At 52.6% G+C, this 20,595-nt stretch carries 16 protein-coding genes; 4 read left to right on the forward strand and 12 right to left on the reverse strand.

Translation table 11 applies throughout. The features are described 5' to 3' along the window. Positions 1–3: 3 nt before the first annotated feature. From nuoH to lrhA, 8 genes are all read right to left on the reverse strand, one after another. Positions 4–981, reverse strand: coding sequence for an NADH-quinone oxidoreductase subunit NuoH (gene nuoH / locus WC7_RS09915; protein ID WP_016153834.1), 978 nt, complete (start codon positions 979–981; stop codon positions 4–6). Then, complete coding sequence (gene nuoG / locus WC7_RS09910; RefSeq protein WP_029139613.1) at positions 978–3,704, reverse strand: NADH-quinone oxidoreductase subunit NuoG; 2,727 nt, start codon at positions 3,702–3,704, stop codon at positions 978–980. The genes nuoH and nuoG overlap by 4 nt, the downstream gene beginning before the upstream one ends. Before the next feature lie 80 nt (positions 3,705–3,784). Continuing rightward, positions 3,785–5,122, reverse strand: a complete 1,338-nt coding sequence (gene nuoF, locus WC7_RS09905; RefSeq protein WP_016153836.1) for an NADH-quinone oxidoreductase subunit NuoF — start codon at positions 5,120–5,122, stop codon at positions 3,785–3,787. Further along, entirely contained in the window at positions 5,119–5,619 is a 501-nt protein-coding gene (gene nuoE, locus WC7_RS09900; RefSeq protein ID WP_003028069.1) for an NADH-quinone oxidoreductase subunit NuoE, read from the reverse strand. Before nuoE ends, nuoF begins: the two co-directional genes overlap by 4 nt. Before the next feature lie 2 nt (positions 5,620–5,621). Beyond that, complete coding sequence (gene nuoC, locus WC7_RS09895; protein WP_016153837.1) at positions 5,622–7,424, reverse strand: NADH-quinone oxidoreductase subunit C/D; 1,803 nt, start codon at positions 7,422–7,424, stop codon at positions 5,622–5,624. An 85-nt stretch (positions 7,425–7,509) separates the two neighbouring features. After that, positions 7,510–8,172 (reverse strand): NADH-quinone oxidoreductase subunit NuoB, encoded by a 663-nt coding sequence (nuoB, locus tag WC7_RS09890; protein WP_003028075.1) that lies wholly within the window; start codon positions 8,170–8,172, stop codon positions 7,510–7,512. A 15-nt stretch (positions 8,173–8,187) separates the two neighbouring features. Further along, positions 8,188–8,631 (reverse strand): NADH-quinone oxidoreductase subunit NuoA, encoded by a 444-nt coding sequence (gene nuoA, locus WC7_RS09885; RefSeq protein WP_003028077.1) that lies wholly within the window; start codon positions 8,629–8,631, stop codon positions 8,188–8,190. Positions 8,632–9,258: 627 nt separating this feature from the next. Next, positions 9,259–10,197 (reverse strand): transcriptional regulator LrhA, encoded by a 939-nt coding sequence (gene lrhA / locus WC7_RS09880; RefSeq protein ID WP_016153838.1) that lies wholly within the window; start codon positions 10,195–10,197, stop codon positions 9,259–9,261. A gap of 928 nt (positions 10,198–11,125) precedes the next feature. Here lrhA and alaA point away from each other — a divergent pair. Both alaA and yfbR read left to right on the forward strand, forming a co-directional pair. Then, positions 11,126–12,343: an alanine transaminase AlaA gene (alaA, locus tag WC7_RS09875; RefSeq protein WP_005129483.1), complete on the forward strand. Its 1,218-nt coding sequence runs from the start codon at positions 11,126–11,128 to the stop codon at positions 12,341–12,343. Positions 12,344–12,438: 95 nt separating this feature from the next. Next, positions 12,439–13,038 carry a 5'-deoxynucleotidase gene (yfbR, locus tag WC7_RS09870; RefSeq protein WP_003028083.1) on the forward strand — a complete coding sequence of 200 codons (600 nt, stop codon included), beginning with the start codon at positions 12,439–12,441 and terminating at the stop codon, positions 13,036–13,038. Positions 13,039–13,090: 52 nt separating this feature from the next. Here the strand turns inward: yfbR and WC7_RS09865 are convergent, their stop codons facing one another. The 4 genes from WC7_RS09865 to yfbV form a co-directional block, all read right to left on the reverse strand. Beyond that, on the reverse strand, positions 13,091–14,923 hold the full coding sequence (locus tag WC7_RS09865) for an SLC13 family permease (RefSeq protein ID WP_016153839.1): 1,833 nt from the start codon (positions 14,921–14,923) through the stop codon (positions 13,091–13,093). 77 nt (positions 14,924–15,000) lie between these two features. After that, the gene (locus WC7_RS09860; protein WP_085951065.1) at positions 15,001–15,678 is read right to left on the reverse strand and encodes a sugar phosphatase; all 678 of its coding nucleotides are present in this window, start codon (positions 15,676–15,678) and stop codon (positions 15,001–15,003) included. Next, entirely contained in the window at positions 15,671–16,165 is a 495-nt protein-coding gene (locus WC7_RS09855; RefSeq protein WP_016153841.1) for a YfbU family protein, read from the reverse strand. The genes WC7_RS09860 and WC7_RS09855 overlap by 8 nt, the downstream gene beginning before the upstream one ends. 83 nt (positions 16,166–16,248) lie before the next feature. After that, complete coding sequence (yfbV, locus tag WC7_RS09850; RefSeq protein WP_016153842.1) at positions 16,249–16,704, reverse strand: terminus macrodomain insulation protein YfbV; 456 nt, start codon at positions 16,702–16,704, stop codon at positions 16,249–16,251. 339 nt (positions 16,705–17,043) lie between these two features. Between yfbV and ackA the strand changes: the two genes are divergently transcribed. Both ackA and pta read left to right on the forward strand, forming a co-directional pair. After that, the gene (gene ackA, locus WC7_RS09845; protein ID WP_016153843.1) at positions 17,044–18,246 is read left to right on the forward strand and encodes an acetate kinase; all 1,203 of its coding nucleotides are present in this window, start codon (positions 17,044–17,046) and stop codon (positions 18,244–18,246) included. Between the two features lie 75 nt (positions 18,247–18,321). Beyond that, positions 18,322–20,466, forward strand: a complete 2,145-nt coding sequence (gene pta / locus WC7_RS09840) for a phosphate acetyltransferase (RefSeq protein ID WP_016153844.1) — start codon at positions 18,322–18,324, stop codon at positions 20,464–20,466. Positions 20,467–20,595 lie beyond the last annotated feature (129 nt).

The raw sequence follows: 20,595 nt of genomic DNA on the forward strand, positions 1-20,595 counted from the left end.
CCCTTATTGCGCCTGCCAGAGAATGACAGCCGCCGTTACCAGCAAGTTGACGAGCGTCAGCGGCAGACAGACTTTCCAGCCGAAGGACATTACCTGGTCATAACGAGGACGCGGTAACGACGCACGAATCAAAATGAACATCATCATGAAGAACGCGGTTTTCAGCGCGAACCAGACGAATGGCGGTAAGAACGGACCATGCCAGCCACCGAAGAACAGGGTAACCATCAGTGCAGAAATGGTGACGATGCCGATGTACTCACCCACGAAGAACAGACCGAATTTCATACCGGAGTATTCAATGTGGTAACCGTCGGCCAGTTCCTGCTCGGCTTCTGGCTGGTCAAACGGGTGACGGTGACACACCGCCACGCCCGCGATGGCAAAGGTGACAAAACCAAAGAACTGCGGAATAACGTTCCAGATATCAGCCTGGTTGTTGACGATGTCGGTCATGTTAAATGAACCGGCCTGCGCCACCACGCCCATCAGGGAAAGTCCGAGGAACACTTCGTAGCTCAGCGTCTGCGCAGACGCACGCATCGCACCGAGCAGCGAGTATTTGTTGTTACTGGACCAGCCTGCGAACAGCACCGCGTATACCGCGAGGCCTGCCATCATCAGGAAGAACAGGATCCCGATGTTCAGATCTGCAACCACCCAGTTCGGGCTCACAGGCACGATGGCGAAAGCCAGCAGCAGCGAGGTAAAGGCGATCATCGGTGCCAGGGTAAAGATGACGCGATCCGAGAATTTCGGGATCCAGTCTTCTTTAAAGAACATCTTGATCATGTCCGCAACCAGCTGGAGCGAACCGCCCCAGCCAACACGGTTCGGTCCGTAACGGTTCTGGAACAGGCCGAGCAGACGACGTTCGCCAAAGCTCATGAATGCCCCGCAGGTGACCACCACCAGCAGAATCACGACCGCTTTGAGAACGCTCAGCAGGATCTCAATCAGATCGGGTGTAATCCAACTCATTGTTGTGCCTCCTGCAGATCCTCAAGACGTGCACCAGCCAGAACCGGCGCGATGCCAGGCATACCCATTGGCAAACCAACCTGCCCTGCCGTTAATCCTTCAGCGATTTCAACCGGCAGCGTAACCGTGTTGCCATCGTAGCTGAAAGAAACGCGCGTACCGGCATTCACACCCAACTTCGCGGCATCAGCCGGGTTGAGTTTGATGTACGGTTGCGGCATACGGGTCTGGAAGACAGGCGCACGCTGGGACATTTCGTCACTACCAAACAGATGATAGTAAGGCGCGACACGCCACTGACCATCCTGAGCCTGGAAGCTCGCCGGAACGGTTGTGAAGTAATCCAGACCACCCGCCGAAGCTTCGATCAGACGCACGCCCGGATCGCCATGACGCAGTTTACCGCCCACTTCATCCTGGAACTTGTTCCACGCCTGTGGGGAGTTCCAGCCCGGAGCCCAGGCAAACGGAATTTGTGAACGCGGCGCAGACGGCTGGTTGTTCCCTTCCATAGAGAAAGCGAACATGGTGTCTTTATCCTGCGGCTGGCGCGGTTCGTGAACGCTGATGTTGGCGCGCATTGCGGTACGGCCACTGTAGCGGTGCGGTTCACGTGCCAGTTTCTGTCCACGGATACGGAAGCTTGCATCCGGCGCGGCATCTTTAATACCCGCCAACTGCGGTAACTTCTCAACGACCGCGTCGATAACATGGTCGAGCTGCGTCCAATCCACTTCACGACTCTGCACGGTACTGTGCAGCGAGTGCAGCCAGCGCCAGCTTTCCAGCATTACGGTGTTGCTGTCGTAGTAGGATGGGTCATAGACCTGGAAGAAACGCTGGGCGCGACCTTCGTTGTTAATTACCGTACCATCGCTTTCGGCGAAGCTAGCGGCGGAAAGCACCAGATGGGCGTTTTCCATAATAGCCGTGCGCTGATGGTCAACAACCAGTACCAGCGGCGCTTTCGCCAGCGCGGCGTTCACACGCGTTGCTGAAGCATGGCGATGCAGGTCATTTTCCAACACCACAACGGCGTCAGCACGACCTGTTTCCAGTTCGGTCAGCGCGTCGTCGAGGGAACCACCGCCAATCATACCCAGCCCCATACTGTTGACAGAGCGAGCAATCATGGTGATTCCGACGTCTGCGCCACGGCCTTTCAGCGCCTTCGCCACGTTGGCAGCAGCCTGAATCACGTCGGCGCTACCGGCGTTGGTACCGGAAATAATCAGTGGTTTCTTCGCCCCGGCCAGAGCCTGAACGATGACGTCAATTTTGTTCTGCAGGTCACGGTCGATACCGTCAACCGCCGGTGCGTTGTTATCCAGCGCATGGGCGATAGCGAAACCTAAACGCGCCTGATCTTCAACCGGCGCACGGTAGGTCCATGCCGCGATATCATCCAGACGGGTGTTATCGACGTTGGTAACGAACAGCGGGTGCTTGGCGCGCTGGCCGATGTTGAGGATTGCCGCAATCTGCCAGTCGGCCACTTTCTGCGCCGCCGCCATTTCACGCGCTTTACCTTTCACCGCCTGACGCACTGCCAGCGCAACGCGCGCGCCGGTTTGGGTGACATCTTCGCCCAGGACCAGAACCGCATCGTATGACTCGATTTCGCGCAGTGCCGGGGTATGAATACCGCCGTCACGCAGCACGCTCAGAGCCAGTTGCAGACGTTCCTGCTCGCCCTGGGCAATACCGGTATAGAAGTTATCCGCACCGACCAGTTCACGCAGCGCGAAGTTACTTTCAACGCTGGCACGCGGGGAGCCGATACCAATCACTTTCTTCGACTGACGCAGAATATCTGCCGCGCCCTGCATCGCCTGTTCGGCGTTCAGCGTGATCAGGTCATCGCCACGACGCTGTACCGGCTGGCGTGGACGGTCTTTCAGGTTCACGTAACCATAGCCAAAACGACCACGGTCGCAGAGGAAGTAGTGGTTAACGGTACCGTTGTAGCGGTTTTCGATACGACGCAGTTCACCGTAGCGCTCGCCCGGGCTGATGTTACAGCCGATAGAACACTGCTGGCAGATGCTCGGCGCAAACTGCATGTCCCATTTACGGTTATAACGCTCGGAGTGCGTTTTATCGGTGAAGACGCCGGTCGGGCAAATTTCCACCAGGTTACCGGAGAATTCGCTTTCGAGCGTACCGTCTTCCGGACGACCAAAGTAGACGTTGTCATGTGCGCCATAGACGCCCAGATCCGCACCATCGGCGTAATCTTTGTAGTAACGTACGCAGCGATAGCAGGCGATGCAGCGGTTCATTTCGTGAGAGATGAACGGCCCCAGGTCCTGGTTGCGGTGAGTACGCTTCGTGAAGCGGTAGCGACGGAAGCTATGACCGGTCATGACGGTCATATCCTGAAGGTGGCAGTTACCGCCCTCTTCACAGACCGGACAGTCGTGCGGGTGGTTAGTCATCAACCACTCCACTACGCTTTCGCGAAACTGCTTCGCTTCTTCGTCATCAATTGAAATAAAGGTGCCTTCGGTGGCCGGTGTCATACAAGACATCACCAGGCGACCACGCGTGTCTTCCGCGTTTTGATATTGCTTCACCGCACACTGGCGGCAAGCACCGACGCTTCCCAGCGCCGGGTGCCAGCAAAAGTACGGAATATCAAGGCCGAGAGACAGACAAGCTTCCAGCAGGTTGTCCGCTCCGTTGACCTCATATTCTTTGCCGTCTACATGAATCGTAGCCATAGTCAGCATGCTTCCAGTTGGCTCGGTCTAAAACCGAGCGTTAATCGAATTTCTGATCGCGATTCAGGGTTACCCTGCTATTACCAGCGCTCTTTCAGCAGGTTCGGCTGAATACCACCAATCTGATGGGTATTGCTGAAGGACTGCTTGATGCCAGCTTCGAATTCTTCGCGGAAATATTTAATGGCGCTCTGCAGCGGCTCCACCGCACCCGGTGCGTGTGCACAGAAGGTTTTACCCGGGCCGAGGAAACGACACAGTTGCTCAAGCGTCTCGATATCCCCTGGCTGGCCTTCGCCACGCTCCAGCGCGCGCAGAATTTTCACACTCCACGGCAGACCGTCACGGCACGGCGTACACCAGCCGCAGGACTCGCGGGCAAAGAACTCTTCGAGGTTACGCACCAGAGGAACCATGCCAATCTCGTGATCGACAGCCATTGCCAGCGCGGTGCCCAAACGGCTACCGGCTTTACCAATGCTTTCGAATTCCATCGGCAGATCGAGGTGCGCTTCAGTCAGGAAATCAGTACCCGCGCCGCCCGGCTGCCAGGCTTTGAATTTCAGGCCATCGCGCATGCCGCCCGCGTAATCTTCGAGGATCTCGCGCGCGGTAGTACCGAAAGGCAGTTCCCACAGGCCAGGGTTCTTCACGCGACCGGAGAAGCCCATCAGCTTGGTGCCCGCGTCTTTGCTCTGCGAAATGTTCTGGTACCACTCCACGCCGTTCGCGAGGATAGCCGGTACGTTACACAGGGTTTCGACGTTGTTAACGCAGGTCGGCTTACCCCAAGCGCCAGAGCTTGCCGGGAACGGCGGCTTGGAACGTGGGTTAGCACGACGACCTTCAAGGGAGTTAATCAGCGCCGTCTCTTCACCGCAGATATAGCGCCCTGCCCCGGTGTGGACAAACAGTTCGAAGTCGAAACCGGTGCCCATGATGTTTTTGCCAAGCAAGCCGGCTTCGGTTGCTTCGGCAATCGCGCGACGCAGATGCACAGCCGCTTCGATATATTCACCACGCAGGAAGATGTAACCACGGTACGCTTTCAGCGCAAACGCGGAGATCAGCATGCCTTCCACCAGCAGGTGCGGCAGTTGTTCCATCAGCAGACGGTCTTTATAGGTACCCGGCTCCATTTCATCGGCGTTACACAGCAGGTAACGGATGTTCATGGATTCGTCTTTCGGCATCAGGCTCCACTTCAGACCAGTGGAAAAGCCCGCACCGCCGCGCCCTTTCAGGCCAGCGTCTTTTACCTGATTAACGATTTCGTCCGGTGATAGCCCGGTCAGGGCCTTACGTGCACCTTCGTAGCCGTTCTTGCTACGGTATTCGTCCAGCCAGACCGGCTGTTTGTCATCACGCAGACGCCAGGTCAGCGGATGCGTTTCGGGAGTACGGATAATGTCTTTCATTTATACCGCTCCAGCAGTTCAGGAATGCCTTCCGGGGTCAGGTGAGCATGAGTATCCTCATCGATCATCATGTTCGGCCCTTTATCGCAGTTCCCCAGGCAACAGGTCGGGAGCAGCGTAAAACGACCGTCAAAGGTCGTCTGCCCCGGCTTGATGTTGAGTTTTTTCTCAAGCGCAGCCTGGATCCCCTGATAGCCGTTGATATGGCACACCACGCTGTCACAATAGCGGATCACGTGGCGACCTACCGGCTGGCGGAAGATCTGGCTATAGAACGTGGCAACACCTTCTACGTCGCTTGCCGGGATCCCCAGCACATCAGCGATCGCATAGATCGCCCCATCCGGCACCCAGCCACGCTGTTTCTGAACGATTTTCAGCGCTTCAATGGACGCCGCACGCGGGTCTTCGTAGTGGTGCTTCTCGTGCTCAATCGCTTCACGCTCAGCCGCACTCAGCTCAAAAGCCTCGGTTTGTGGTTGTTGATTCTCGTGCATAATTAGCGGTCCACATCTGACATAACAAAATCGATACTACCCAGGTGGACGATAAGGTCGGACACCAGGCTGCCACGTACCGCTACCGGGATCTGCTGCAGGTGCGCATAGCTCGGGGTACGGATACGGGTACGGTAACTCATGGTGCTGCCATCGCTGGTCAGGTAGTAACTGTTAATACCCTTGGTCGCTTCCACCATCTGGAAGGACTCGTTTGCCGGCATAACCGGTCCCCACGAAACTTGCAGGAAGTGGGTGATCAGGGTTTCGATATGTTGCAACGTGCGCTCTTTCGGCGGCGGCGTAGTCAGCGGGTGATCCGCTTTGAACGGGCCTTCCGGCATGTTGTTGAGGCACTGCTCAAGGATGCGCAGACTCTGGCGCAGCTCTTCAACTTTCAGCATCACGCGGGTATAGCAGTCGGACACGCCGCCGCCAACCGGGACTTCAAAGTCAAAGTTTTCGTAGCCAGAGTATGGACGCGCTTTACGCACGTCAAAATCAATACCGGTCGCACGCAGCGCAGCACCGGTACAACCCCAGTCCAGCGCTTCTTTCTTACCGTAAGCGGCAACGCCTTGCGAACGGCCTTTCAGGATGGTGTTACGCAGTGCGGCTTTCTCGTAGGAATCCAGACGTTTTGGCATCCAGTCGAGGAAGTCACGCAGCAGTTTGTCCCAACCGCGCGGCAGATCGTGTGCCACACCGCCGATACGGAACCAGGCCGGGTGCATACGGAAACCGGTGATCGCTTCCACTACGTCATAGATTTTCTGACGGTCGGTAAAGGCGAAGAAGACCGGCGTCATCGCGCCGACGTCCTGGATGAACGTGGAGATGTACAGCAGGTGGCTGTTGATACGGAACAGTTCAGACAACATAACGCGAATCACGTTGACGCGATCCGGCGTGGTGATGCCAGCCAGTTTCTCAACGGCCAGTACGTAAGGCATTTCGTTAACGCAGCCGCCGAGGTACTCGATACGGTCGGTGTACGGAATGTAGCTGTGCCAGGACTGACGTTCACCCATCTTTTCAGCGCCACGGTGGTGGTAGCCGATGTCAGGCACGCAGTCGACGATTTCTTCGCCATCAAGCTGCAGCACAATACGGAACGCACCGTGAGAAGACGGGTGGTTAGGACCGAGGTTGAGGAACATGAAGTCCTCGTTTTCGGAACTACGCTTCATGCCCCATTCTTCTGGTTTGAAGGTCAGTGATTCCATTTCCAGATCCTGTTTGGCTTTGGTCAGCTCAAACGGATCGAATTCGGTCGCACGCGCCGGGTAGTCTTTACGCAGCGGATGACCTTCCCAGGTATGCGGCATCAGCAGACGCGTCAGGTGCGGGTGACCTTCGATGTCGATGCCAAACATTTCCCAGGTTTCACGCTCATACCAGTTGGCGTTCGGGAACAGTTTGGTGAACGTCGGTACGCGCAGGTCGTTTTCAGACAATGCCACCTTGAGCATGATATCGCGATTGCGTTCAATGGAGATCAGGTGATAGAAAACGGAAAAATCCGCGGCAGGTAACCCTTCGCGGTGCGTACGCAGACGTTCGTCCATGCCGTGTAAGTCAAACAGCATGACGTAAGGTTTCGGCAGTCTCTTTAAGAAATCGCCAACTTCCAGTAATTGTTCACGCTTGACCCAAACAACAGGTACCCCGGTGCGAGTCGCCTGAACGGTAAAGGCATCCGGCCCAAAACGGTTGCGCAGTTCGCCAATGACCGGGTCATCAAGGTGATCCCGTGTTTGCCATACAGCGTCTTGCGCGGTTAAGTCGGTCATATTGTTCACCATTGCAAATGGTCCGTGGTGGTCGGCAGTGCTTCGCGCTATTTATGTAGTGATAAGCGAAGGAAGTGCTGCTGCCGACAGGCGCAAATTAAATCTCGTCTGGTGTACGAAGATTCGTTACAGCAATACGTTCGCCGCGTTTACGCTCGCGTTCTGACTGCATATTGGCGCGATAAACGCCCTGATCGCCAACCACCCAGGAGAGCGGACGGCGTTCTTTGCCAATGGAATCTTGCAGCAGCATCAGAGCCTGCATATACGCTTCCGGACGCGGCGGGCATCCCGGGATGTACACATCGACCGGAATAAATTTATCAACGCCCTGCACCACAGAATAGATGTCGTACATACCGCCGGAGTTGGCGCATGCGCCCATGGAAATAACCCATTTCGGTTCCAGCATCTGATCGTAGAGGCGCTGAATAACCGGCGCCATTTTGGTAAAGCAGGTTCCGGCTACGACCATCAGGTCAGCCTGACGCGGCGATGCACGCAGTACTTCCGCACCAAAACGGGCCACATCGTGCACGGCGGTAAACGAGGTCACCATCTCAACGTAGCAGCAGGAAAGGCCAAAGTTATATGGCCAAATTGAGTTTTTACGGCCCCAGTTAACCATGTCATGCAGCTTGCCCATGAACACGTTTTTGTTAACTTCTTGCTCCAGGGGGTCGGTTACGATCTCCTGTTTTTGCAGGGGGTAACGGTCGTTCTCACCGTTAGGATCTATGCGGGTGAGCGTATAATCCATCTTAATGCCTCGCGGTTAGCGTTGACGATTAGCGATACTGTTCGTTTCCGGGTTCATACGCTCGCGGCGTGAACGCGCGGGCGTCCAGTCCAGCGCGCCAATACGCACCAGATAAACCAGACCTGCCAGTAACACAAAAATAAAAATTGCAGCTTCCACAAAGCCAATCCAGCCGCTTTCACGGATAGAAGTTGACCATGCGAACAGATACAGCGCTTCAACGTCGAAGATAACGAAGAACATGGCTACCAGATAAAACTTGGCAGACAGGCGCAAGCGGGCGGTGCCGACCGAGTCGATACCTGATTCAAACGGCACGTTTTTAGATCTCGCGCGCGCGCGACCACCTAAAAACCAGCCGCCGACGAGCATCAGGCAGCACAGGCCAATGGCAACAATAAGAAAGATAGCGAATGCCCAGTGATGAGCGATGATTTCAGTGGATGTTGACATACTCATTGCTTACTCATCAAAAGTAGCGCCAAATTCTCTGCTCTTTTCGGCAGATGAACGCCACATCGATTCATGGGGAGGAATAAAAAAAACCTTACAATCACTGTGAAAAACCATTTTATACAGCTAATTGATGGGGTTTTTTACTCCTTTCTATAACCTTTTGTCAACTTTAACAAAAGTTTCCTCACATTATTTTACACCGCTCCAACTTCATTAACATAAAGTGCTATTTAGACCAATTTCGATCGCATCATCGGTCATTTTTAATGTTGTTGAATCGTGTCCGTAGTGAAGTAAAAAAGATAATACTCACCTATTTTGACAGGAATTCACCCAGATGCCTCCCCCTAAATGGGAGTATTTTCTTGATCTGTGACACGCTTTTGTTAATTCACCATAAAAAACAGCAACAATTTCTCTAGTTTTTTAACATGGAAACAATTAGTAACGCTGCTGCTTATTTTTCAGCCAGGTGTCAGGCCGTTTTTTTACCTTCTGATTTTGTTAAGTTTTAGTATAGCAAATGACATAAAGCGGCAATATTTACATAAAAAAAGAGCCGCTGGATGTTTTTTCATCACCAGAGGCTCTTTTTTACACTAACATTTTAAAACGATTTTATGTGACGGATTACTCAAAGTCGCCTTCAACAATCAGCGAGTCATCTCCCCCTTCAGGGGTAAACTGATTGTATTGCCAAGGATTTTGATACGTTTGCATCGACTTAAAGATAACTTCTGCCAACTCATTTTGCGTGGACGGATCGCAGCACAACAGATACTCAGTATCAGGCAATGGCGGTAATCCGTCGGCGGCGCCCAGTACGCGTAAATCTGGACTCATCATTTCAACAGGCCGCGCAGTGACGCCGAGCCCTGCTTTTACCGCCGCGCGAACCGCAGGTAAGGTTGAAGCAACATAAGCCAGGCGCCACGGGATCTGAGCAGCATTTAATGTCGCCAGCACGATATCGCGAAACGGGCTCGGATCGTCCAGCAGAACCAACGGTACTGGCTCACCTTTTTGCAGAATATATTCGGCAGCACAGTACCAATGCGTTGGCGAGGTACGCAGATTCAGACATTCAAAATCGCCAGGACGGTTGGTAGTCACAACCAAGTCCACTTCTTGCGACTTCAGCATATCCACCATGTAGGCGTTACGCTTGACCCTCACATCCAGCGCAAGCTTCGGATAAACCGAACTTATTCGGTTGAGCAGGAAAGGCAGTATGGTATCGGCTGATTCATCAGAAGCACCGATAGTTAACACTCCCTGAAGATTATTAAACATTAATGATGAGCATGCCTCATCATTAAAGCGCAGTATTTTTCTGGCGTAACCCAACAGTTGTATACCATGTTCGGTCAGTAGTTTGTTGCGTCCATGGCGCGCGAACAACTCTTTCCCCACGAGTTGCTCAAGACGCTGCATTTGCTGACTCACCGCAGACTGAGTTCGACATACCGCAGCTGCCGCAGCCGCAAAGGTATTCAGGTCGGCAACAGCAACGAAGGTTCTCAGCAGATCGAGGTCGAGGTTAATTATCGGACGATTTGCATTTATCATAGTTTTTCACTTACTCGCGGGTCATACCGGGTTAATGCTGTGCATTTGGAATCAAACAACTCCATTTGTAATGTGCCTCCCTCGCAGTTTCGCTTAGTGTAACCAAGTGAAAATAAGGATGTATTTGGTTTAACAAACGAAACAATTCTCTTTCCTGGCTATTTTAATTCCCGTGACATTCATCGGAATATAGCAACGAGAAAGAGCCGAATTTTTAGCTGCTGGATGATTCTGACTTAGGGAAAACATGTAAATTTTGTAAATTTAAAAAAAAGTTAACGAACAATAATTTACACATTAAAAACTAACTTTTCAGTGTGTTAGGAACAACCAACAAACATTTGAATTATCTTAAAATTCAGACAACTTACCATTTCATGAGACTTATCTTAACCTAAAACCACTATATTTATAAGTGTTATCGTGAATAATTCCAGGCTACCAGGTGTTATGTCAGAGCAGCGGTTTTGCTATTATTGGCCCATTCAATTTAATGTCGTTTAAATATTAAATAATAATTAATTAAGAATTCTTCAATTCATTAATTATGCTTAACAATGAATTCACACCGTATCACGTACGGATCAGGCCGATAACAGGTCCCGCAGTTAAAACCTCAGTATTTTCGAATTACCTCATCCAGCTTAGACGCCCGTGACATTTCGCTTTACAGGCTTAACTTTTTTTGACCAAACAAATCACCACAACCAAACCAATAAAACAAAACATACTACCACCAAAGAACACTTTAATAGATTATTATTTCATAATATTTGCATTATTTAGTTATTAACAGTTAATTATCACTTCATGGCTTTTCAAAATCTTCTACTAAAGACCCTTCAAAACTCACCGCCGTGGGAGTACATTGTGCTGGGCTGACTTCCATGGCAGGGAGTGGCATTCACAGCTAAAAAGGTCAACGTTCATGTCCCCCATTGAAAAATCCAGCAAATTAGAAAACGTCTGTTATGACATTCGCGGCCCGGTTCTGAAGGAAGCAAAGCGCCTGGAAGAAGAAGGCAATAAGGTTCTGAAACTGAACATCGGCAACCCGGCGCCATTCGGGTTTGAAGCGCCAGATGAAATACTGGTGGATGTGATCCGCAATTTGCCAACAGCGCAAGGATATTGCGACTCCAAAGGCCTTTATTCCGCCCGGAAAGCGATTATGCAGCATTACCAGGCCCGTGGTATGCGCGACGTAACCGTGGAAGATATTTATATCGGCAACGGCGTTTCTGAATTAATTGTGCAGGCTATGCAGGCGTTGCTGAACAGTGGGGACGAAATGCTGGTTCCTGCTCCTGATTATCCGCTGTGGACGGCGGCGGTATCGCTCTCCGGCGGTAATGCCGTGCACTACCTGTGTGACGAATCATCAGACTGGTTCCCGGACCTGGATGATATCCGCGCCAAAATCACGCCGCGTACGCGTGGGATCGTCATCATCAACCCAAACAACCCAACCGGCGCTGTATACTCTAAAGAGCTGCTGATGGAGATTGTTGAGATTGCTCGCCAGAACAACCTCATCATCTTTGCGGATGAGATTTACGACAAAATTCTCTACGACGACGCTGAACACCACTCCATCGCTGCAATGGCGCCGGATCTGCTGACCATCACCTTCAATGGCCTGTCAAAAACCTATCGCGTTGCCGGTTTCCGACAGGGCTGGATGGTGCTGAACGGGCCGAAGAAACATGCTAAAGGGTATATTGAAGGTCTTGAGATGCTGGCCTCTATGCGTCTGTGTGCCAACGTTCCGGCGCAACATGCCATTCAGACCGCACTGGGCGGATACCAGAGCATCAGCGAATTTATCATGCCTGGTGGGCGTCTGTATGAACAACGCAACCGCGCCTGGGAACTGCTCAATGACATTCCTGGTGTCTCCTGCGTAAAACCGCGCGGCGCGCTGTATATGTTCCCGAAAATTGATGCTAAACGCTTCAACATTCATGACGACCAGAAGATGGTACTCGACTTCCTGCTGCAGGAAAAAGTACTGCTGGTTCAGGGAACAGCGTTCAACTGGCCGTGGCCGGATCATTTCCGCATCGTCACGCTGCCGCGTATTGACGATATTGAAATGTCGTTGAGTAAATTTGAGCGTTTCCTGTCAGGGTATCACCAGCTGTAATTAAACAAAGGCTGTCGGATGGATGACGAGTATTTGCATCTGACAGCCTTCTCTGCGCAAAATGACTCTTAGGTTGCCATCATATAAGGGTCGTTATGAAGCAGAGCCATTTTTTTGCCCACCTCTCCCGTCTGAAGCTCATTAATCGCTGGCCGCTGATGCGAAACGTGCGCACCGAAAACGTGTCTGAACACAGTCTGCAGGTTGCCATGGTTGCCCATGCGCTGGCCGCGATCAAAAACCGTAAATTTGGTGGTCAGGTTAATGCTGAGCGTATTGCTCTGTTGGCGATGTATCACGATGCGTCAGAAGTGCTGACCGGTGATCTCCCTACCCCGGTGAAATATTTCAACTCGCAGATTGCGCAGGAATATAAAGCGATAGAGAAAATTGCCCAGCAAAAGCTGGTCGATATGGTACCTGATGAACTGCGCGATATTTTTGCGCCGCTCATTGATGAACATGCCTTAAGTGAAGAAGAGAGATCGATTGTTAAACAGGCCGATGCCCTGTGCGCGTATCTGAAGTGTCTGGAGGAACTCTCTGCCGGTAACAACGAATTTCTGCTTGCCAAGACGCGTCTGGAAAAAACGCTCGAGTCGCGACGCAGCGAAGAGATGGACTACTTTATGGACGTGTTTGTCCCGAGTTTTCACCTCTCATTAGATGAAATCAGCCAGGATTCTCCGCTATAAACGCATGACCCGGTGGCGGCGAAGACATCCCCGTCGCCATCCGCCAACAACATCAAAACGGAAACAGCATCGGGATCATCACCACGCACACCGCCATCACAATGATGGTAAACGGTACGCCAATCTTCACGAAATCGCTAAAGCTGTAGTTGCCAGGTCCGAGCACCAGAGTGTTTACCGGCGAAGAGACCGGTGTCATAAAGGCTGCGGATGCCGCCATCGCAATCCCCATCGCAAAAGGATACGGTGAAACGCCCATCGACTTTGCAGCCGCCAGCGCGATTGGTGCCATCAGCACCGCCGTCGCGGTGTTGGAGATAAATAACCCGATAGTCGCACACAGCACGAACAGGCAGCCCAACATCATATACGGGCCATACCCGCCGCCGACATCCATCAGCCCTTTCACCACCAAATCGACACCGCCGGTTTTTTGTAAAGCCAGCGCGAAGGGCATCATCCCGACAATCAAAATAATGCTTGGCCAGTGAATCGCTTTATAGGCACTTTCGGCATCAATACAGCGAAATTTCCCCATCAGCAGACAGGCGATGATCGCAGCCACCGTATTGGGAATTTCATCAGTGAGCATCAGAGCGACCATCAGCACCAGACAGAAAATCGCATGCGGTGCCTGGCTGTGCGCCGGAGAAGCTTCACTGACTTCCTCGGGCATATTCAGCACGACAAAATCACGCCCTTTTTGTCCCAACAGTGTGATGAGCTTCCAGTTGCCCACCACTAATATGATATCGCCCATCAGCAATGGCTCATCCACCACCGCTCCAGCCAGAGCCGCGCCATCGCGCTTCAGCCCAACGACATTCAGCCCGTAGCGGGTACGAAAAGCGATTTCCCGTACCGTTTTGCCGATCAATTCCGATTCAGGGATCAGAGAGATCTCGGCCATCCCCACATCAAGCGCCTGCTCGGAGAAGTATTCGCCGCGCAGTACCATTGGTTCCAGAAACTGTTCACTGCAAAATTCACGCAGGTCGACATCGGCCGCGGACATATCAATCAGCAATACGTCACGGGCGCGAAACTCAGAAACCCCGTTAACGTCGACTATTACGCGACGAAAGCGACGCCAGCGTTCCACGCCAATCACGTTTGCTCCGTAGCGCTCACGCAGCTTCAGATCATCCAGACGCTGGCCAATCATAGGAGAACCGGGACGAATCGCCAGCCGACGCGCGCGCCCGGTCAGGCGATATTCTTTAATCAGATCGCGAAAGGTCCGGCGTTTCCAGCCGTCTCCCGGCTGTCTGGAATCTTCTCCCTTGAGCATAAAGCGCATCAGCAGCATATAAATTATGCCGAGAACCAGAACCACCAGCCCCAGCGGGGTAACGCTAAAAAAGCTGAACCCGTTAAGTCCTTCACGTAACAGTTCACTGTTGACGACCAGGTTCGGCGGCGTCGCCACCAGCGTCATCATGCCGCTTATCAGGCCGGCAAAGCTCAGCGGCATCATCAAGCGTGAAGGGGAAATTTCCATGCGCATGGAAACGCTTAAGACCACCGGGATAAAGATGGCGACCACACCGGTCGAACTCATAAACGCCCCGAGTCCGGCAACGGTAATCATCAGCAACACCAGCATTTTGACTTCACTGCTGCCAGCCACCTTCACCAGCCAGGCACCCATTACTGTCGCCACCCCGGTACGCACCAGGCCGTCGCCGATAATGAATAATGCCGCTATCAAAATAACGTTAGGATCGCTGAATCCGGAAAAGGCTTCTGTGATGCTCAATGTTCCGCTCAGAACAAAGGCAATGATGACCAGCAAAGCGACCGCGTCCATACGCACTCTGCCAGTGACAAACAAGACGACGGCAATCGCCAGCAATGAGAGAACCCATATCAATTCACCGTTCACAACATATCCTTGTTAAATGAGAGGGATGGATCGATTCTGCCATAAAAAAGCCCCAACAATCTGGGGCTAAATCATGTTCAGGTATTTCTTACCACGACCACATTTCCGTTAGGCTGTTTGGTCACAGAAATATGTTCCAGACTGGTCAGCGAAAAATCGACCTCATCTAGACGCGGCGTGTCCACAGGCGCGTTGACCGCTATCACATGACACCCTGCAGCCAGTCCTGAAAGCACCCCAGCGGGCGCATCTTCCACCACCGCGCATTCCTGTGGCGCAAGACCCAGAAGCTGGGCGCCTAACAGATAGGCGTCTGGCTCGGGTTTGCCTCTTTTTACCCGCTCGGCGGTGACAAACACTTCAGGAGCAGGCAGCCCCGCGACACGATGACGCGCTCGTGCGACCGGCATGGATCCGGAGGTCACAATCGCCCATGGAATACCCGCTTTATTGAGGTGGTTGAGCAAATCAACCGCTCCCGGCAGCGCAGTGATCCCCGCGGTTTCCGTCGCTTCGATCTGCTCCAGGCGGGTGAATTCCGCGGCGATCTCAGCCTCAGATTTGCCCACCATAAAGTGTCGCAGGGAGGTAATGGCCTGCTTGCCATGAATAAAGCCGAGCACCTCGGCGTGATCGAGGCCAAAACGATCGGCCCAGTTGCACCACGCGCGTTCTACTGCGGGTAAGGAATCGACCAGCGTTCCATCCAGATCAAACAGAAAACCTTTGCACTGCACGCTCGCCCCCTCAGGCATTAATGATTTGGTTAATTTCATTCGCACTCAGGTGATACTGGCGCGGGCAAGAGTGCCAGACATTCAGCATACGCTGATATTTTTCCCACATCGGGGTCTGGGCGTTGAAGCCATGCGTACCCGCATCAAAGTGGGTATAACGACCTTCCACATTAACCATAAAACGTACGTACCCGAGGTAACGGGCTTCCGTTGCGGCGTCAAAGCCAAGGAAGGTCACGCGACGCTCATCAATAGCCTGCGCGTCCTTAAGATTAGTCCAGGACACATGTAATGCGTGATACATCTCCATAATATCGATAATCGTACGACAGGTTTCTTCCGTCAGCTCACCAAACTCACGATCCAGCTCGCGCATCTGCAAGCCGTAACCGCGTTCAATAATCGTCTGCAAACGACGATAACGCTCGGCGTTAGTGGGATCGAGCATAGTCATCATTTTGTACTGATTAGACAAAATCAGACGTTGAGCGTTGGTCATTTCCATTTGGGACTCCTGTATCACTACTACTGCGATGAAAAAAAAGAAGGCATCTTGTGCCTTCTTTTATATGCGTAATCAGGGGTCAATTACAAATCATCAAGGAAAGTTTTATCCAGTTGTTTGAAGGCGCGCTTAAGCGTGTCAGCCAGCGCCTGATAATCAGGCTTTCCTTCTACTGGAGTGAGCGCCTGCCCGGCTTCTTGCAATTTACCCCGAACTTCGTAGAACCAGTTGAGTATTGAAGGCGGCAGCGGCGTTACAGAACGTTTACCCAGCCACCACATGCCCTGCATCGGCAGGCTGAGCGCAAACAGCGCAGTCGCCACGGCCGGTCCCAACTGCCCCCCTAACGCAATTTGCCAGCATAAGGTGAAGACGGCGATAGGCGGCATAAAACGGATCGCGTAACGCGTCATGCGGATCACGCGGTTCTCTACAAACACAGGTGCGAGGCGCTTTTCCATTGGCCACGTCTTCGCATAGTGCTGCCCCCGGCGAAACAAGCTAAAAAAATTGACGGAACGATTATCCGGTGTCGACATGGCGGTTACCTCAACTTCACATATAAAAATTAAAAAATTTGTGCAAAACAACAACTACAAGGGACATCGTTCAAAACATTTTGTCTTTGATACCCACATTCAGGTATCCTGTGCCGGCCTGTAAGGCCTTTAGTCCAAAATCATTGAGTCGTCAAATTGACACATAGTATGCCATTGGCTGAAAAATACGCAAAATGACATAGACTCAAAGGTATTTATTCCATCGTGCCCAAAAAGACTATGGCGCATGATGTTAATCATAAACGTCGGTGTCATCATGCGCTACGCTCTATGACTTCCTGACGTTTTTTTAGCCACGTATCATAAATAGGTACTTCCATGTCGAGTAAGTTAGTACTGGTTCTGAACTGCGGTAGCTCCTCACTGAAATTTGCCATCATCGATGCAGTAAACGGTGAAGAATACCTCTCTGGTTTAGCCGAATGTTTCCATCTCCCAGAAGCACGTATCAAGTGGAAAATGGACGGCGGTAAACAAGAAGCGGCTTTAGGTGCAGGCGCCGCTCACAGTGAAGCGCTGAATTTTATCGTTAATACTATTCTGGCACAAAAACCAGAACTGTCTGCTCAGCTGACTGCGATTGGTCACCGTGTTGTTCACGGCGGCGAGAAATACACCGGCTCTGTGGTTATCGACGATTCTGTTATTCAGGGTATCAAAGACGCAGCCTCTTTTGCACCGCTGCATAACCCTGCACACCTGATCGGTATCGCAGAAGCGCTGAAATCCTTCCCGAATCTGAAAGACAAAAACGTGGCTGTGTTCGACACCGCGTTCCATCAGACCATGCCGGAAGAGTCTTACCTCTATGCTCTGCCATACAGCCTGTACAAAGAACACGGTGTTCGTCGTTACGGCGCACACGGTACCAGCCACTTCTTCGTGACTCAGGAAGCGGCAAAAATTCTGAACAAACCGGTTGATGAGCTGAACATCATCACTTGCCACCTGGGCAACGGCGGTTCTGTTTCTGCTATCCGTAACGGTAAATGTGTTGATACCTCCATGGGTCTGACCCCGCTGGAAGGTCTGGTGATGGGTACGCGTTCCGGTGACATCGACCCAGCGATCATCTTCCACCTGCACGACACCCTGGGCATGAGCGTTGACCAGATCAACAAAATGCTGACCAAAGAGTCCGGCCTGCTGGGTCTGACCGAAGTCACCAGCGACTGCCGTTATGTTGAAGATAACTACGCGACTAAAGAAGACGCTAAACGTGCAATGGACGTTTACTGTCACCGTCTGGCGAAATACATCGGTTCTTACACTGCGCTGATGGATGGTCGTCTGGATGCAGTTGTCTTCACCGGTGGTATCGGTGAAAACGCAGCGATGGTTCGTGAACTGTCTCTGGGCAAACTGGGCGTTCTGGGCTTTGAAGTTGACCACGAACGTAACCTGGCCGCACGTTTCGGCAAATCTGGTTTCATCAACAAAGAAGGTACCCGTCCTGCGGTGGTTATCCCAACCAACGAAGAACTGGTTATCGCGCAAGACGCGAGCCGTCTGACTGCCTGATTTCACACCGCCAGCCTAGCTGGCGGTGCTGTTTTGTAACCCGTCTACATCGACGGTAACGAAAGAGGATAAACCGTGTCCCGTATTATTATGCTGATCCCTACCGGAACCAGCGTCGGTCTGACCAGCGTCAGCCTTGGCGTGATCCGCGCAATGGAACGCAAAGGCGTTCGTCTGAGCGTCTTCAAGCCGATCTCTCAACCGCGTGCCGGTGGCGATGCGCCAGACCAGACTACCAGCATCGTCCGTGCTAACTCTTCTCTGCCAGCCGCTGAGCCGCTGAAGATGAGCCACGTTGAATCTCTGTTGTCCAGCAATCAGAAAGATGTGCTGATGGAAGAGATCATCGCGAACTACCACGCGAACACTAAAGACGCTGAAGTTGTACTGGTTGAAGGCCTGGTCCCAACCCGTAAACATCAGTTCGCGCAGTCTCTGAACTACGAAATCGCGAAAACGCTGAACGCAGAAATCGTCTTCGTAATGTCTCAGGGTACCGATACCCCGGAACAGCTGAACGAGCGTATTGAACTGACTCGCAGCAGCTTCGGCGGCGCGAAAAACACCAACATCACCGGCGTAATCGTTAACAAACTGAACGCACCGGTTGATGAGCAGGGCCGTACTCGCCCGGATCTGTCCGAGATTTTCGACGACTCTTCCAAAGCGAAAGTGATCAAAGTTGATCCGGCTAAACTGCAAGAATCCAGCCCGCTGCCGGTTCTGGGCGCGGTGCCATGGAGCTTCGATCTGATCGCAACGCGTGCAATCGATATGGCGCGTCATCTGAACGCCACTATCGTTAACGAAGGTGATATCAATACCCGTCGCGTGAAGTCTGTGACTTTCTGCGCACGCAGCATTCCGCACATGCTGGAGCACTTCCGTGCCGGTTCTCTGCTGGTGACTTCCGCCGATCGTCCTGACGTGCTGGTTGCAGCATGCCTGGCAGCCATGAACGGCGTGGAAATCGGTGCCCTGCTGCTGACTGGCGGCTACGAAATGGACGCGCGTATCACTAAACTGTGCGAACGTGCATTTGAAACCGGCCTGCCGGTATTCATGGTGAACACCAACACCTGGCAGACCTCTCTGAGCCTGCAGAGCTTCAACCTGGAAGTTCCGGTTGACGATCACGAACGTATTGAGAAAGTTCAGGAATACGTTGCTAACTACATCAACGCTGACTGGATTGAATCCCTGACCGCGACCTCTGAGCGCAGCCGTCGTCTGTCTCCGCCAGCGTTCCGTTATCAGCTGACCGAGCTGGCACGTAAAGCCGGCAAGCGCGTTGTTCTGCCGGAAGGTGACGAGCCGCGTACCGTTAAAGCGGCGGCTATCTGTGCTGAACGCGGTATCGCAACCTGCGTACTGCTGGGCAACCCGGATGAGATCACCCGCGTTGCGGCCTCTCAGGGCGTTGAGCTGGGCGCTGGCGTAGAAATCGTTGATCCAGATGTGGTTCGCGAAAGCTACGTTGCTCGCCTGGTCGAACTGCGTAAAAACAAAGGTATGACCGAAACCGTTGCCCGCGAACAGCTGGAAGACAACGTGGTTCTCGGTACCCTGATGCTGGAACAGGACGACGTTGACGGTCTGGTTTCTGGTGCAGTTCATACCACCGCGAACACCATCCGTCCGCCGCTGCAGCTGATCAAAACTGCACCGGGTAGTTCCCTGGTGTCTTCCGTGTTCTTCATGCTGCTGCCGGATCAGGTTTACGTATACGGCGACTGCGCGATCAACCCGGATCCGACTGCAGAGCAACTGGCAGAAATCGCGATTCAGTCCGCTGAATCCGCCATTGCTTTCGGTATCGAACCGCGCGTAGCAATGCTCTCCTACTCCACCGGTACTTCTGGTGCAGGTAGCGACGTAGAAAAAGTTCGTGAAGCCACGCGTCTGGCGCAGGAAAAACGTCCTGACCTGATGATCGACGGTCCGCTGCAGTATGACGCCGCCGTTATGGCTGACGTAGCAAAATCCAAAGCGCCGAACTCTCCGGTTGCAGGTCGTGCTACCGTGTTCATCTTCCCGGATCTGAACACCGGTAACACCACCTACAAAGCGGTACAGCGTTCTGCCGACCTGATCTCCATCGGGCCAATGCTGCAGGGTATGCGCAAGCCTGTGAACGACCTGTCTCGTGGCGCGCTGGTTGACGACATCGTCTACACTATCGCTCTGACCGCGATCCAGTCTTCCCAACAGCAGCAGTAATCTGTCGAGTCTGCCGGATGTCTTATCCGGCAACACTTCTGCTTATTAAACCGGAAATAGCTTATATTTCCGGTTTTTTTATACCTGTTTTTCCCGTTGGCATATTCTGAAACATTTGCCAGGATGCGC

Origin of the sequence: Citrobacter sp. KTE151 (assembly GCF_000398845.1) — a bacterium.
Lineage (GTDB): Bacteria > Pseudomonadota > Gammaproteobacteria > Enterobacterales > Enterobacteriaceae > Citrobacter > Citrobacter braakii.